This window comes from Rhodococcus sp. IEGM 1306, from assembly GCF_036541985.1.
In the GTDB taxonomy this organism is placed as follows: Bacteria; Actinomycetota; Actinomycetes; order Mycobacteriales; family Mycobacteriaceae; genus Rhodococcus_F; species Rhodococcus_F qingshengii.
In genome coordinates, this window is record NZ_JAZHFF010000010.1 from 17,003 (window position 1) to 32,519 (window position 15,517).

Consider the following 15,517-nt stretch of genomic DNA (forward strand, 5'->3'; position numbering starts at 1 on the left):
CCCCTCTGCGGACTTGCCTACCTACCTGTTGCGTCAGCTTCCCAGCGTGATGGACCCACCGGGAATCGCGTCGAGCAACTTGCGGGTGTAGTCCTGTTGCGGATTACCGAACACGTCGTCGATCGGTGCCGATTCGACGATCGAGCCACGCGACATCACCAACACGTTGTCCGCGATCTGACGAACCACGGCCAGGTCGTGCGTGATGAAGAGGTACGTCAACCCGAACTCTGCCTGCAGGTCGTTGAGCAGGGTCAAGATCTGATCCTGCACGAGCACGTCGAGAGCGGAGACCGCCTCGTCGCAGATCACGACCTCCGGTTGCAGTGCCAACGCTCGCGCAATTGCGACGCGCTGACGCTGTCCGCCGGAGAGCTCGTTCGGGAACCGTCGCATGACCGACTGGGGCAGACCGACCTTGTCGAGAAGTTCGCGGACGCGAGCCTCCCGTTCGGCTTTGGTCCCGACCTTGTGGGTACGCAGCGGCTCTTCGATCGTGCGGTAGATCGAGTACATCGGGTCGAGCGTGCCGTAAGGGTTCTGGAAGATCGGCTGCACTCGACGACGGAACGCAAATGTTTCCTTCGCACCGAGTTTCGACACGTCCTGACCGTCGAAGACCACGTTGCCTGCAGTGGGCTCGAGCAGACCGAGGACCATCTGCGCGACCGTCGACTTACCGGAACCCGATTCACCGACGATCGCCGTCGTGGTTCCGCGGCGGACCTTGAAGGACACGTCGTTCACGGCTGTGAAGTCGGTGGTCTTGCGGAAACCCTTGCGCAGCTTGAACACCTTGGTCAGATGATCGACGACAAGAACGTCGTCGGTCGCCTTGCCGAAGGACTCTGCCGCAGTTTCCTCGGCCTTGACTGCTTCGGCGACCTCTTCCGCCTGTTCTCGAATCTCGGCGCGCGCCACCGACGAGCTGAGCCGCTTCGACGCCAACGACGGCGCAGCGGCGACCAGCTTCTGCGTGTACGGATGCTGCGGGCGCTTCAGAATCTCCAGTGCCGGACCGGATTCGACGATACGACCCTTGCTCATCACGATCAGATGCTCGGCGCGCTCGGCGGCCAGGCCAAGATCGTGAGTGATGAGCAGAACGGCGGTGCCGAGTTCCGTAGTCAGACCGTCGAGGTGGTCGAGGATCTGACGCTGGACGGTGACGTCGAGCGCCGACGTCGGCTCGTCCGCGATCAGGAGTTTCGGACGAGCGGACAACCCGATCGCGATGAGTGCGCGCTGACGCATACCGCCCGAGAACTCGTGCGGGTACTGCCCCAACCGGCTCTCGGCTTCGGCGAGTCCTGCCTCCTCGAGCAGTTCGGCGGCCCGAACCTTGGCTGCCTTGCCCTTGGCGATCCCGTTGGCGGCCAGTGCTTCCTCGATCTGGAAGCCCACTTTCCACACGGGATTCAGATTCGACATCGGGTCCTGCGGAACCAAACCGATCTGGCTTCCCCGGATGTGGACGAAGTCCTTCTCCGAGACCTTCGAGATGTCCTTGCCGTCGAAGATGATCTCGCCTGCCGTCACCTTGCCGGTGCCGGGAAGCAGATTGATGATCGAGTGGGCGGTGGTGGACTTACCCGAACCCGATTCGCCGACGATCGCGACCGTCTGACCCGGGTAGACGGTCAGGCTGACGCCTCGAACTGCCGGAACCGGACCGGAATTGGACTGGAAAGACACCTCGAGATCACGAATCTCGAGCAACGGAGTTTCCTCCGAGGTGAGAGTTTCCTTGGTGGTCATCGTGCTCACCGCTTCCGCGACTTGGGATCGAGGGCGTCGCGCAGAGCGTCACCCATCATGATGAATCCGAGAACGGTGATCGCCAAAGCCGTTGCCGGGTAGAACAGAATGGTCGAACCCTGACGCAGCGTCACCTGAGCGTTGCTGATGTCGCCGCCCCACGAAACCTCGGTGGACGGAAGACCGATACCGAGGAAGGACAGCGTCGCCTCGGCAACGATGTACGTACCGAGCGAGATGGTGGCGACCACGATGATGGGCGCCAACGAGTTCGGGATGACGTGGCGGATCAGTGTCTTGAGCTTCGAGACACCCAACGCTTCCGAGGCCATGACGTAATCGTTGTTCTTCGCCGAGATCACCGCGCCTCGAGCGATTCTTGCCATCTGCGGCCAGCCGAAGAGCGCCAGCACACCGACGACGGTCCAGATGGTGCGATCGGTGAACAGCTGCATCAGGACGATGGCAGCCAGGATCAGCGGGATGCCGAAGAAGATGTCGGCGACACGGGAGAGGATCGAATCGGTCCATCCGCCGTAGAAACCGGACAGCGCACCGAAGATCACGCCGATCACCAGCACCGACGCAGTGACACCGACGCCCACGAGTACGGATGCGCGAGCACCGTAGATGGTGCGCGAGTACACGTCACAGCCCTGGCGGTCGAAACCGAACCAGTGCCCTGAGGTCGGCCCCTGCATGCTGTAGGTCAGGTCGCAGAACCGCGGATCGGTGCTCGTGAACAAGCTCGGAAACGCTGCGATGACGATGACCGCGAGGATGATGATCGTCGAGATGATGAACAGGGGGCGCTTGCGTAGGTCGCGCCACGCGTCGGTCCACATGCTCGTCGGCGCCTGATCGAGTTTGACGGCGTCCGTCTCCCCCGGTGCCGCAACTTCGGGCGGTGCCACGAAATGACTTTGCCGGACGGCGCGTCCGGTCTTCACGGTCTCAGACATAGCGGATCCTCGGATCGAGCGCGGCGTACAAGAGGTCGACGAGCAGATTTGCGATCAGGTAGATCACGATGAGAATGGTGACGAACGAAACCACCGTCGGCGCTTCACCTCTGGTCACGGCCTGGTAGATCGTGCCGCCGACGCCGTTGATGTTGAAGATGCCCTCGGTGACGATGGCGCCGCCCATCAACGTTGCGAGGTCGGCGCCCAGGAACGTGACCACGGGGATCAGCGAGTTGCGCAACACGTGCACGCGAACCACTCGTCCACGGGAAAGTCCCTTGGCGGTAGCGGTGCGGACGTAATCGGCAGTCAGATTCTCCGCCACGGACGTTCGGGTCAGTCGCAGTACGTACGCGAACGAGACCGAACCCAGAACCAGGGCAGGGAGCAGGAGATTGGTGAAGCTGGTGTTGCCACCGACCGTCGGCGGGACGATGCCCCATTTGACGCCGATGAAGAACTGAGCCAGGAAGCCGATCACGAAGATCGGGATGGCGATGAGAACGAGGCTGAACAGCAGGACGGTGCTGTCGAAGAATCCGCCCTTACGCAGGCCGGCAATGAGGCCGAAGCCGACACCGAAGACGGTCTCGACGATCAGTGCCATGAAGGCAAGTTTCATCGTGATCGGAAATGCCTGTGCCAGAACTTCACTGACAGGTCGTCCGGAGAACGACGTGCCGAAGTCCAGCGTGAAGATGCCCTTCAGGTACAGCAGGTACTGCTGATAGAAGGGGAGATCGAGGTGGTAGCGCTCCCGAAGCTGTGCTGCCACAGCCGGACTGAGCGCCTTGTCGCCCGCCAACGCGGCAATCGGATCACCGGGAAGCAGGAAGACCATGGCGTAGATCAGAAGAGTGGCCCCGAGAAAAACCGGGATCATTTGAAGCACTCGGCGACCGATGTACCAGAGCATCGGATCACCTCCTTGTCGATGATCGTGTACGTCAGCGGACAGTCCGGTGTGAACACGAGTTCGGGACGGCAGGCAGGGCGCCTGCCGCCCCGAACTCACGTTTCAGATGCGGATCGTTCTACGCGTCAGTTCTTTTCGATGTCTTCGTAGACCGGAACACCGTTCCAGCTGATGGTCACGTTGGAAACGTTCTCCGACCATCCACTGGCAGCGTTGCGGTACCACGTCGGAACTGCGGGCAGGTCCTTGAGCAGGACTTCCTGGGCCTGATCGAGCAGTTCCTGAGCCTTCGCCTGATCGGTCTGGCCGGCCGATTCGCGCAGGAGGCGGTCGAACTCGGGGTTGGAGTACTCACCGTCGTTGGAGCTGCCGCCGGTCTGGTAGTTCTGCGCCAGGAAGCCGTACTGCTGCGGGTAGTCGCCCTGCCAACCGGAGCGGAAAGAGCTCTGGATGGTGCGGTCGGTGGCTTCGGTGCGGATCTGAGCGAAGGTGGCGTACTGCTTGCCCTTTGCGTCGATACCGAGGGTGTTGCGGATGCTGTTCGCCGTGGCATCGACCCATTCCTGGTGTCCGCCGTCGGAGTTGTAGGCGATCTCGAAGCTGCCGGACCACGGTGCGATGGCGTCGGCCTTGGCCCAAGCAGCCTTGGCCGCCTCGGGATCGAACTTCACGTTGCTGTTACCGGTCAGCGAGTCGTTCCAGCCCTTGATTGCGGGGCTGGTGAAGTCGAGTGCAGGCGTCCTGGTCTTGTTGAAGATCTGCTGGGTGATCTGATCGCGGTTGATCGCCATCGAGATCGCCTGACGGCGGAGCATGCCCTCTTCGCCGCTGAAGTGCGGCAGGCGACCCGGGATCGTGAACGTCTCGATGGTTGCCGACGGCTGGTTGACGGTGCGTCCGGGCAGGTCCGACTCGAAGGTCGTGACGGCGCTCGGCGGAACCTGGTCGAGAACGTCGACGTTGTTGGCCAGGAGATCGGTGTACGCCGTGTCGAGGCTGTTGTACATGATGAAGTCGACGCCGGCGTTCTTCGGCTTACGGTTGCCGTTGTAGTCCGGGTTCACGACGGTGTCGATGCGGACGTTGTGCTGCCACGCGCCGGTTCCGTCGAGCTTGTACGGGCCGTTGCCGATCGGGTTCTCACCGAAGGCGGTCATGTCCTTGAACGCGACCTCGGGCAGCGGGTAGTACGCCGTGAAGCCGAGGCGATCGGGGAACGCCGACTCGGGCTGCTTGAGTTCGATGGTGAAGGTGGAGTCGTCCACAACCTTCAGACCCGACATGGTCTGTGCCGTCGGAACCTCGGCGGCAACTTCGTCGTAGCCCTTGATCGGATCGAAGAACGATGCCTGAAGCTGAGCGTTGGTGGAGAGGGCGCCGTAGTTCCACGCGTCGACGAACGACTTCGCGGTGACGGGGGTGCCGTCCGTGAAGGTCCAACCGTCCTTGAGCTTGACGGTGAAGTTCTGACCGTCGGTGCTCTCGATGGACTCGGCAACCTCGTTCTCCGTACCGCCGTCTGCGGTGTACGAAACGAGACCGGAGAACAGCGAGTCGAGGACGCGGCCGCCCATGTTCTCACTCGTGTTCGTGGGGATCAACGGGTTCTGAGGCTCGCCCGCCCAGGCGTTGACGACGCCACTGGACGATCCGCCCGACGAATCGCCGGACGAACATGCCGTGATCAGCACTGCCGTCATTCCGAGCGCGACCGCGCCCGTCGCTATGCGTGAGATACGCAAAGGAATTCCTTCCACATCTAAGTGACCCCGAGCATGCTCGCGGCCTGCCGACAGCCGTAACTGCCGGCGTCGTGTCGCCTACAACTGAAAGTGAACGTGACTTCGAGTTGTGGTCGAATAATGGTTTGACAATAGACACATCCGACGCGGGGCGCGCATCGCACCCATTGTCCGCAATTCCGAGGGAAATCTGTCCGCGCCCATTCACTCGTCGGCGGAAGCGACCACCCGTCGCATCAATTCGACCGATCGTCGCAGGACAACGGGTTGCAACGTGATGCAACGGTGCGTTTACGCGAGCTTGTGACTACCCTCACACGGAGTCAGAAAAGTGTCGATCAAAGTGGAAAGAAGGCCGTCAGCCATGACAAGCGCAGCCGAAACAGACGTCCCCCAGGCATATCCGCCGAGCGCAGAGTTCGCTGCGGCCGCCAACGCGGGACCGGAGTTGCAGGCTGCCGCAGATACCGACCGCCTCGCTTTCTGGGCGAATCAGGCTGAGCGCCTTCACTGGCACGAGAAATGGACCGACGTCCTCGACTGGACCGACGCCCCCGTCGCCAAGTGGTTCGTCGGCGGAAAACTCAACGTCGCCTACAACTGCGTCGACCGCCACGTCCTCGCCGGCAACGGCGACCGCGTCGCCATCCACTTCGAAGGCGAACCAGGCGATTCCCGCGACCTGACCTACAACGACCTCCTCGCCGAAGTCAGCCGCGCCGCAAACACTTTCACCGACCTCGGCCTCGTCGCCGGTGACCGCGTCGCGATCTACATGCCGATGATCCCCGAAGCGATCGTCACCATGCTCGCCTGCGCCCGCCTCGGCCTGACTCACTCGGTCGTCTTCGCCGGATTCTCCGCCACCGCCCTACGCTCACGCATCGACGACGCCCAAGCCAAACTCGTCGTCACCGTCGACGGGCAGTGGCGACGCGGCGCAGCAGCACCCATCAAAACAGCGGTCGACGAATCCGTCGCCGGAGCCGAATCCGTCCAGAACGTGTTGGTGGTCAACCGGACCGGCATCGACGTCGAGTGGACCGACGGCCGCGACCTGTGGTGGCACGAAACCGTCGCACAGGCCTCACCCGAGCACGAGGCGCAGGCCTTCGACGCCGAGCATCCCCTGTTCATTCTCTACACCTCCGGCACCACCGGAAAGCCCAAGGGCATCATCCACACCTCCGGCGGCTACCTCACCCAGGCCTCGTACACCCACCACAACGTCTTCGATCACAAAGCGGGACAAGACGTCTACTGGTGCACCGCCGACATCGGCTGGGTCACCGGACACTCCTACATCGTCTACGGACCCCTCTCGAACGGCGTCACCCAGGTCGTCTACGAAGGCACCCCCAACTCCCCGAACGAGCACCGCCACTTCGACATCATCGAGAAGTACGGCGTCTCCATCTACTACACCGCACCCACCCTCGTGCGCACGTTCATGAAGTGGGGCCGCGAGATCCCCGACGCCCACGACCTGTCCTCGATCCGCCTCCTCGGATCTGTGGGCGAGCCCATCAACCCCGAAGCGTGGCGCTGGTTCCGAGAGGTCATCGGCGGCAACAAAGCCCCCATCGTCGACACCTGGTGGCAGACCGAGACCGGCGCGATCATGATCTCCCCACTCCCCGGTATCACCGCCACCAAACCCGGATCCGCCATGGCACCACTGCCCGGCATCTCCGCCAAGATCGTCGACGACGACGCCAAGCCCCTCGGCCCCGGCGGCAACGGCTACCTCGTCCTCGACGAGCCGTGGCCGGCGATGCTGCGCGGCATCTGGGGCGACATGGACCGCTACCGCGACACCTACTGGTCCCGCTACGCCGAAGAAGGCTGGTACTTCGCCGGTGACGGCGCCAAGTACGACGACGACGGCGCACTCTGGGTCCTCGGCCGCGTCGACGACGTCATGAACGTCTCCGGTCACCGCATCTCCACCTCCGAGGTGGAATCAGCACTGGTGAACCATCACGGAGTCGCCGAAGCCGCCGTCGTCGGTGCCGCCGACGAGACCACCGGACAGGGCATCGTCGCGTTCGTCATCCTCCGTGAAGGCGTCGAGAACACCGGCGACGTCCTCATCGCCGAACTCAAGGCTCAGGTCTCCACCGACATCAGCCCCATCGCCAAACCGCGTCAGATCACGATCGTGCCGGAACTGCCGAAGACCCGATCCGGCAAGATCATGCGCCGCCTCCTGCGCGACGTCGCCGAAGGCCGCGACCTCGGAGACACCTCGACCCTGGTCGATCCCAAGGTATTCGACGCCATCCGCGGCAAGTAGGGCCTTCGGCCCCTGTGCGCCTTTTTGGTAGTCCCCACTACCGGAAAGGCACACAGGGGCGAAGCCCCTCTCGCAACTTCACTTCCTCTTTCGACGTCAGCCAGGACTCCTCGGCTACCCGGATGTCTGCGGCAACCCTCTTGTGCAAGGACTTTCCGCGCGAGGAGAGAAACACGCGTACCTTCCGACGGTCGTCCTCCCCGACTTCGCGGTAGATGAGCGCGAGCGAGACCAACTTGTCCGCGACCCGCGTCAGCGTCGGAGCCGGTGTTCCCGTTCGATCGCGCAGCTCAGCCATCGTCAGCCCCTCGGTCGACGCCAGGGCTTCGAGCGTCATCCAGTGATCGAGAGTGAGATTCTCTGCCGCCAGCGCCTTCTCCGCCGCTGCCGCGGCCATTCGGGCTGCTCGGACCAGCGCAGTCGTCAGCGACGCATCAAGAATTCCGGAGTCACTTTTTCCCACTGATCGCTCCCCCGCTGTTGCGCAGTTCACACTTCTCGGGCAATACTTTCAAATGAAATGATAGTAACCCAGGCCAGGCCGCTGACTTCCGATTCCGGCGGCGACGCATGAGCGCTACCGGCGCGCTCGAACGCGCGCGCAGCGCGGTGTGGCGCCTGGGCATGGTGGTTCCCCTTCAGGGGCCGGCCGGACTGTTCGGCCCCTCCTGCGAAGCAATCAGCGAGTTGGCCGCCCGCGACCTCAACAACTCCGGTGGCGTGCTGGGACGCGAAGTGCAGATCGAAGTGATCGACGGCGGCGCTTCGCCGAGCGTCGTCGCCGCCCGCGTGCAACAGCTACTGGACGCCGGCGACATCGACGCCGTCAGCGGTTGGCACATCTCCTCGGTCCGCCACGCACTCGCTCCAGTGGTCGCGGGCCGCATTCCGTACTCGTACACCTCGCTCTACGAGGGCGGCGAGGTCAGGTCCGGCATCTACTGTTCGGGCGAAACACCACGGCAGCAGATCGCGCCGGCGCTGAAGTGGCTGCGCGACAACGTCGGAGCGCGCAAGTGGTTCGTCGTGGGTGACGACTACATCTGGCCGCACAGCTCACTCGGGGCCGTGAGGCAATTCGCCACCGAACTCGATCTCACCCTGGTCGGCGGTTCGTTTGTCGATCTGGGGCGCGGAAACATGAAGCAGTTGGTCGAGACCGTCTCGAACTCCGGTTGCGACGGCGTGATCATGCTCCTCGTCGGGCAGGACGCCGTCGACTTCAACCGCGCCTTCGCCCGCCGCGGCCTCGACGAGTCGATGATTCGGTTCAGCCCGTTGATGGAAGAGAACATGCTGCTCGCGAGCGGGCCGAGAGCGACCCGCAACCTGTTTTCCTCCGCCGCCTACTTCCGCTCGATGATCGACGGCAACTCGATGGATCTACTCGGGCGCTACGTGGCGCTGCACGGCGCGCACGCCCCAGCATTGAACAACGCCGCCGAGTCGTGTTACGAAGGGATACACACCCTTTCGGCCCTGGTTCGACGCGCCGACAGCACACATCCACACGACCTCGACGCCGTCGTCGAAGGCGCCGCATACGACGGGCCTCGCGGAACCGTCGAGTTTCGCGATCGTGTTGCACGACAGAAGATTCAGCTCGCCGTCGCCGACGGACTCGACTTCTCGATCATCGCAACGCTCTGAAATCTCCTCTCGAGATCCACCTCTTGACTTCTGTGGCGCGCATCACTTAGTTTCATTTAGAATCATTTCATTTGAAAGTAACCCGTCCCGAAGTAACCGGAGGTGCCCGATGGGCAGTGTTGGTTTGCTTTACGTGGGAGCCGTCCTCTTCGTCAACGGACTGATGCTGCTCGGCACAGTTCCCGTTCGATCCGCCTCGGTCCTCAACCTCTTCGTCGGCGCACTTCAATGCGTCGTCCCCACCGTCATGTTGATTCAGGCTCAGGGAGATTCGAGTGCCGTCCTGGCGGCCTCAGGGCTCTATCTGTTCGGATTCACCTATCTCTATGTGGGCATCAGCAATCTCGCCGGCTTCGAGCCGGAAGGAATCGGGTGGTTCTCGCTGTTCGTCGCGTGCGCCGCGCTCGTGTACTCCTTCCTCTCTTTCACAGTGAGCAACGACCCCGTCTTCGGGGTCATCTGGCTCGCATGGGCAGCGCTGTGGACGCTGTTCTTCCTGGTACTCGGCCTCGGCCGCGAAAACCTCAGTCGCTTCACCGGCTGGGCAGCGGTCCTTCTGAGCCAGCCCACGTGCACGGTCCCCGCATTTCTGATCCTGACCGACAACTTCCACACCACACCCGCCGTCGCGGCCGGTTGGGCCGGAGCGCTTCTGGTTCTCCTGGGCCTGGCCAAGATCCTCGCTGCACCCAAAACCGCAGTACCCCAATCCCGTCCAGTCTTCAACTGATCGACACAACCAAGGAGTGAAAGACAATGCGACACGGTGACATCTCCTCGAGCAACGACACGGTCGGCGTAGCAGTGGTCAACTACAAGATGCCCCGCCTGCACGATCGCGCCGGCGTCCTCGAGAACGCGCGCAAGATCGCCGACATGATGATCGGCATGAAGACCGGCCTCCCCGGAATGGATCTGGTGGTCTTCCCCGAATACTCCACGCAGGGAATCATGTACAACGAGGAGGAGATGTACGCGACAGCAGCCACCATCCCGGGCGACGAGACCGCGATCTTCTCCGCAGCGTGCCGCGAAGCCGACACGTGGGGAATCTTCTCCATCACCGGCGAACAGCACGAAGACCACCCGAACAAGCCCCCGTACAACACGTTGATCCTCATCGACAACAAGGGCGAGATCGTTCAGAGGTACCGAAAGATCCTGCCCTGGTGCCCCATCGAAGGGTGGTACCCGGGAGACACGACGTATGTCACCGAAGGCCCGAAGGGGCTGAAGATCTCGCTCATCATCTGCGACGACGGCAACTACCCGGAGATCTGGCGCGACTGCGCGATGAAGGGTGCAGAACTGATCGTCCGTTGCCAGGGATACATGTACCCCGCCAAGGACCAGCAGGTGATGATGTCCAAGGCAATGGCCTGGGCCAACAATTGTTATGTGGCAGTTGCCAATGCGGCCGGATTCGACGGCGTCTACTCCTACTTCGGACACTCCGCGATCATCGGATTCGACGGCCGGACGCTGGGTGAAACCGGCGAAGAAGAATACGGAATCCAGTACGCGCAGCTTTCCGTCTCAGCCATTCGCGACGCACGCGAGAACGACCAGTCCCAGAACCACATCTTCAAACTCCTCCATCGCGGCTACTCCGGTGTCCACGCAGCAGGTGACGGAGACAAGGGCGTCGCGGACTGCCCGTTCGAGTTCTACAAGCTGTGGGTCACCGACGCCCAGAAGGCTCAGGAACGCGTCGAGGCCATCACCCGAGACACAGTGGGTGTAGCGGATTGTCGCGTCGGAAATCTCCCGGTCGAGAAGACAATCGAAGCGTAAGGATCTCACTGTGCCTTATATCACCGACATGCTCCATGACCGGAACAGTGCAGCAGCACCACCGCCGGCCGAGGAACGAACCGAACCCGTACCGGTCGGGGCCTTCGACGCTCGCAAGCTCTCGAAAGCCCTGAGTTCCAAGATCGTCGGACAACAGGCCGCCGTCGACGCAGTGGTTCGTGCGATTTCGATCGCGCATGTCGGTGCCACGGATCCGACGCGTCCGCTCGCCAACATCCTTCTCGTTGGCCCGACCGGCGTCGGCAAGACGGAATTGGTGCGGCGCGTGGCCGCAGAACTGCGGTCAGGACCCGATGATCTGTGCCGCATCGACATGAATGCTCTTGCGCAAGAGCATTATGCGGCGTCATTCTCCGGGGCTCCACCTGGATATGCCGGTAGCAAGGAGTCCTTCACGCTGTTCGACAAGAACACCGTCGAGGGCGATCCGTACACCCCCGGAATCGTCCTGTTCGACGAAGTGGAGAAGGCCGACCCCACCGTGCTGCGTGCGCTCCTGCAGGTCCTCGACAACGGCGAACTCCGGTTGGCGAACGGTCAGCAGAAGATCTCGTTCCGCAACAGCTACGTGTTCCTGACCTCGAATCTCGGCTCTGCTGCGGTGGCAGAACGTCGGCGATCCCACCTGCGGCAGCTCGCCGATCGCGTCCGGATCGATCGACCGCGCCATGGTCATCATCTGGTGCAACGCGCGTTGGAGAAGTTCTTCGACCCCGAATTCTTCAACCGCATCGACGAAACCGTGATCCTCGACGAGTTCGACGAACAGACCGCGGAACAAGTGACCCGTCTCGAGATCGAACTGATCACGACTCGGTTGGCCAGGAGAGGCATCGACGTCGAGGTGGAGGACAGCGCCGTCGCCCTGTTGCAACGGCGCGGGTTCGACCCGGTGTACGGAGCACGTGGCCTGCGCCGGACCATCCGGAACGTCTTGGCCGACCCAGTGGCCGCCGCCGTTCTCGACCTTCGGCCGGTCGGGACGCAACCACTCGCCTTGCAGGCGCGGGCAGTTGGTGATCAGATACAGGTAAAGAAAGTCCCATGAGTGCTCGCTCACGTTGCGGATCGAATCCGCAACGTGGGCGACACATTTCAAACATGTCCGCGTAACGCCACCTCCCTAGGTTGGGTGCCTGCACCACAAAGTGCACATGCACAGGCACCCAGGGGAAGTGACGTCATGACAGCAGTGAACGAGCAGGTGTCCGCCGGCGCACCGGACAGGGCAGATCTCGGTGAGAATGCCGCACTGAAGGAGACTCTGGAGGACTACACCCTCCGATTTGCGCCACGCAGCTACCGCAAATGGGGAACCGGCGTCGTCGCGACCTCCGCGCTCGGCGGAATCGCGTATCTCGCAGACTTCTCGATCGGCGCCAACATCGGCATCTCGTACGGCACCGGTAACGCATTGCTGGGCATCGCCGTGTTTGCCGTCGTCATCATGGCGACCGGCTTCCCACTTGCCTACTATGCCGCGCGATACAATATCGACCTCGATTTGATCACTCGCGGAAGCGGTTTCGGCTACTACGGCTCGGTGGTCACCAACGTCATCTTCGCGACGTTCACCTTCATCTTCTTCGCGCTCGAAGGTTCCATCATGGCCCAGGGTTTGAAACTGGGGCTCGGGATCCCACTCTCGATCGGCTACGCGGTCTCGACCCTGATGGTCATTCCACTGGTCATCTACGGAATGAAGGCTCTGGCAAAGCTCCAAGTGTGGACGACGCCTCTGTGGCTCGTCATGATGGTGCTGCCGTTCCTGTATCTGCTGTTCAAGCACCCTGATTCGGTGAGCGCGTTCTTCGCCTTCGGCGGTGAGGACGGCACAAACGGCAAGGGCGTCAACTTCGGATCGGTGATGCTGGCCGCGGGTGTCTGCTTGTCGCTGATCGCACAGATCGCCGAGCAGATCGACTACCTACGCTTCATGCCGCCCAAGACGCCGGAGAACACCCGTCGTTGGTGGGCTGCAGTAATTCTCGCGGGGCCCGGCTGGGTCATCTTCGGCGCGTTCAAGCAGATCGTCGGACTGTTCCTCGCCGTGTACATCATCGCGAACGTCGTCGACGGATCCTCGATCGCCAACCAGCCCGTGCACCAGTTCCTCGAGATCTACCAGGACATGATGCCTCACTGGCTGGCCATGACGCTGGCCGTGATCCTCGTGGTCATCAGCCAGATCAAGATCAACGTCACCAACGCGTACTCCGGCTCACTGGCCTGGACCAACTCGTATACCCGCGTCACCAAGACCTACCCCGGACGCATGGTCTTCGTTCTGGTCAACCTGGCGATCGCACTGATCTTGATGGAAGCCAACATGTTCGACTTCCTCAACACGATCCTCGGGTTCTACGCCAACTGCGGTATCGCCTGGGTCGTGGTCGTCGCCTCGGACATCGCGATCAACAAGTACTGGTTGAAGCTCTCCCCGAAAGTCCCCGAGTTCCGACGCGGGATGCTCTACGACGTCAACCCCGTCGGCTTCGTGTCGATGCTGCTGGCCGCGGGCATTTCGATCCTGGTGTTCTTCGGTGCTTTCGGTTCGGCGATCAAGCCGTTCTCCCCGATCGTCGCAATCGTCATCGCGCTGGTGATGCCGCCGGTCCTGGCCGTCGCCACCAAGGGAAAGTACTACCTACGACGCACCGACGACGGCATCGATCTGCCAATGTTCGACGAGTACGGGAACCCTTCCGGTGAAACGCTTCTGTGCTGCGTCAGCGGAATCGAATTCGAGCGTCCCGACATGCTCGCGTCGAACGTGCCCGGCCCGAACGGCGAGAAGCAGTACATCAGCTCCCTGGCCTTGAGCACCGACAAGACCGGTGAGCACGTCCTGCCTGCTCAGCTTCCCTGACAACTGCTGTGCGCCTTTATTAACCGCCGGGGGTTAATAAAGGCGCACAGCAGGGTTATGCCCCTACATCGTCGAGCGACTCACCCTTCGTCTCACGCATGACCAGCAGCGCGACAAAAGTCAGCGTCGCCGCTACGAGAAGATAGATGCCGACCCAGCCGACGCCGTAGTTCTTCGCTAGGTAGACGGCGATGAACGGCGCCACCGCAGCGCCCAGAATGCTGGCGGTGTTGTACGCGATTCCCGAGCCCGTGTAGCGGACGTTGGTCGGGAAGAGTTCCGGGAGAACGGCACTCATCGGTCCGAAGGTCAGGCCCATGAGCAGCATGCCCACGATGAGGAACGCCAACATACGACCGTCGTTCATTCCGTCCGGTTCGAGGAAGACACCGAAGGTCAAGCCGAACACCATGATCAGACCGGTGATGATCAGCAAGGTGATACGACGCCCGTAACGGTCGGCGAGCCAACCCGAGACCGGCACGGCAGCAGCGAAGAACACGACTGCGATCAACTGCAGGACAAGGAAATCGGTGTACTTGAAGCCCGCACCGGTTCCACCGTCGGCCGCCGTCTTGCCGGTTCCGTGGCTGAGAACCCAGGTGGTCATGATGTAGAACAGCGTGTACGTCGCGAGCATCACGAACGTACCGATGATCAGCTGACGCCAGCTGGTCTTGAATACCTCGGCGACCGGAGTCTTGACCTTCTCGCCGCGCTCGACTGCACGCGCGAACACCGGGGTTTCCTCGAGCTTGAGCCGGACGTACAGGCCGATCATCACCATGATTGCGCTGAGCAGGAACGGAATTCGCCATCCCCAACTCAGGAAGGCACCCTCGAGGTCCGGGCTGGAATTGTCGTGGTTCATGAACAACGTGATGATCAGGAACAGTCCGTTGGCCATGAAGAAGCCGATGGGCGCACCGAGTTGCGGCCACATCGCCGCCCAGGCCCGCTTGCCTTCCTTGGCGGTCTCGGTCGCGAGCAGCGCCGCACCCGACCATTCGCCGCCGAGCCCGAGACCCTGGCAGAAACGCATGAGCGCCAACAACGCCGGGGCCAGCAGTCCGATCTGGTGATAGGTCGGCAGTAGTCCGATGAGGAAGGTCGCTATGCCCATCGTCAGCAACGAGCCGACCAGAGTTGCCTTGCGTCCGACGCGGTCACCGAAGTGCCCGAAGAGAATCGAACCGAGGGGACGGGCGACGAACGCGAGTCCGAACGTCGCCAACGACGCGAGAAGCGCGGTGGTGTCGTTGCCCTTCGGGAAGAACAGGTGCGGGAACACCGATACTGCCGCTGTTGCATAGATGTAGAAGTCGTAGAACTCGATGGATGTACCCACCATGCTGGCGACCACGATTCGGCTGCGCGGCACTCCGGCGACGGTATCTGCGTCGCCGCCCTCCGGCTTGGGTGGATTCTCACTGACTGACGTGCTCAAAACATGCTCCTGCGCCGTTATACGAAAGATGCCCAATTGGTGGGATAGTGTCCCAATCA

General features: G+C 62.2%; 12 protein-coding genes. 6 read left to right on the forward strand and 6 right to left on the reverse strand.

Going from position 1 to position 15,517, the window contains the following annotated elements:
- Positions 1-33: 33 nt before the first annotated feature.
- From V3587_RS24365 to V3587_RS24380, 4 genes are all read right to left on the reverse strand, one after another.
- Complete coding sequence (locus tag V3587_RS24365) at positions 34-1,758, reverse strand: dipeptide ABC transporter ATP-binding protein (protein ID WP_283377286.1); 1,725 nt, start codon at positions 1,756-1,758, stop codon at positions 34-36.
- A 5-nt stretch (positions 1,759-1,763) separates the two neighbouring features.
- The gene (locus V3587_RS24370) at positions 1,764-2,720 is read right to left on the reverse strand and encodes an ABC transporter permease (RefSeq protein ID WP_019746638.1); all 957 of its coding nucleotides are present in this window, start codon (positions 2,718-2,720) and stop codon (positions 1,764-1,766) included.
- Positions 2,713-3,639: an ABC transporter permease gene (locus V3587_RS24375; RefSeq protein ID WP_019746637.1), complete on the reverse strand. Its 927-nt coding sequence runs from the start codon at positions 3,637-3,639 to the stop codon at positions 2,713-2,715. Before V3587_RS24375 ends, V3587_RS24370 begins: the two co-directional genes overlap by 8 nt.
- Before the next feature lie 125 nt (positions 3,640-3,764).
- The gene (locus tag V3587_RS24380; protein WP_007732431.1) at positions 3,765-5,381 is read right to left on the reverse strand and encodes a peptide ABC transporter substrate-binding protein; all 1,617 of its coding nucleotides are present in this window, start codon (positions 5,379-5,381) and stop codon (positions 3,765-3,767) included.
- 364 nt (positions 5,382-5,745) lie between these two features.
- Here V3587_RS24380 and acs point away from each other — a divergent pair, with 364 nt between their 5' ends.
- Positions 5,746-7,677 carry an acetate--CoA ligase gene (acs, locus tag V3587_RS24385; RefSeq protein WP_065351837.1) on the forward strand — a complete coding sequence of 644 codons (1,932 nt, stop codon included), beginning with the start codon at positions 5,746-5,748 and terminating at the stop codon, positions 7,675-7,677.
- Positions 7,678-7,714: 37 nt separating this feature from the next.
- Here the strand turns inward: acs and V3587_RS24390 are convergent, their stop codons facing one another.
- Positions 7,715-8,140 carry a MarR family transcriptional regulator gene (locus tag V3587_RS24390; RefSeq protein ID WP_042446697.1) on the reverse strand — a complete coding sequence of 142 codons (426 nt, stop codon included), beginning with the start codon at positions 8,138-8,140 and terminating at the stop codon, positions 7,715-7,717.
- Between the two features lie 107 nt (positions 8,141-8,247).
- Between V3587_RS24390 and V3587_RS24395 the strand changes: the two genes are divergently transcribed.
- The 5 genes from V3587_RS24395 to V3587_RS24415 all read left to right on the forward strand — a co-directional run bounded on the left by V3587_RS24395 (position 8,248) and on the right by V3587_RS24415 (position 14,011).
- Positions 8,248-9,327 (forward strand): substrate-binding domain-containing protein, encoded by a 1,080-nt coding sequence (locus V3587_RS24395; protein ID WP_283377287.1) that lies wholly within the window; start codon positions 8,248-8,250, stop codon positions 9,325-9,327.
- Between the two features lie 109 nt (positions 9,328-9,436).
- Positions 9,437-10,057: an AmiS/UreI family transporter gene (locus tag V3587_RS24400; RefSeq protein WP_003946099.1), complete on the forward strand. Its 621-nt coding sequence runs from the start codon at positions 9,437-9,439 to the stop codon at positions 10,055-10,057.
- 26 nt (positions 10,058-10,083) lie between these two features.
- Positions 10,084-11,121: an aliphatic amidase gene (locus tag V3587_RS24405; RefSeq protein ID WP_003946093.1), complete on the forward strand. Its 1,038-nt coding sequence runs from the start codon at positions 10,084-10,086 to the stop codon at positions 11,119-11,121.
- 10 nt (positions 11,122-11,131) lie between these two features.
- Entirely contained in the window at positions 11,132-12,190 is a 1,059-nt protein-coding gene (locus V3587_RS24410) for an AAA family ATPase (RefSeq protein WP_007732419.1), read from the forward strand.
- Between the two features lie 135 nt (positions 12,191-12,325).
- Entirely contained in the window at positions 12,326-14,011 is a 1,686-nt protein-coding gene (locus V3587_RS24415; protein WP_116057383.1) for a purine-cytosine permease family protein, read from the forward strand.
- Positions 14,012-14,066: 55 nt separating this feature from the next.
- Here the strand turns inward: V3587_RS24415 and V3587_RS24420 are convergent, their stop codons facing one another.
- Positions 14,067-15,458, reverse strand: a complete 1,392-nt coding sequence (locus V3587_RS24420; RefSeq protein ID WP_020968263.1) for an MFS transporter — start codon at positions 15,456-15,458, stop codon at positions 14,067-14,069.
- Positions 15,459-15,517 lie beyond the last annotated feature (59 nt).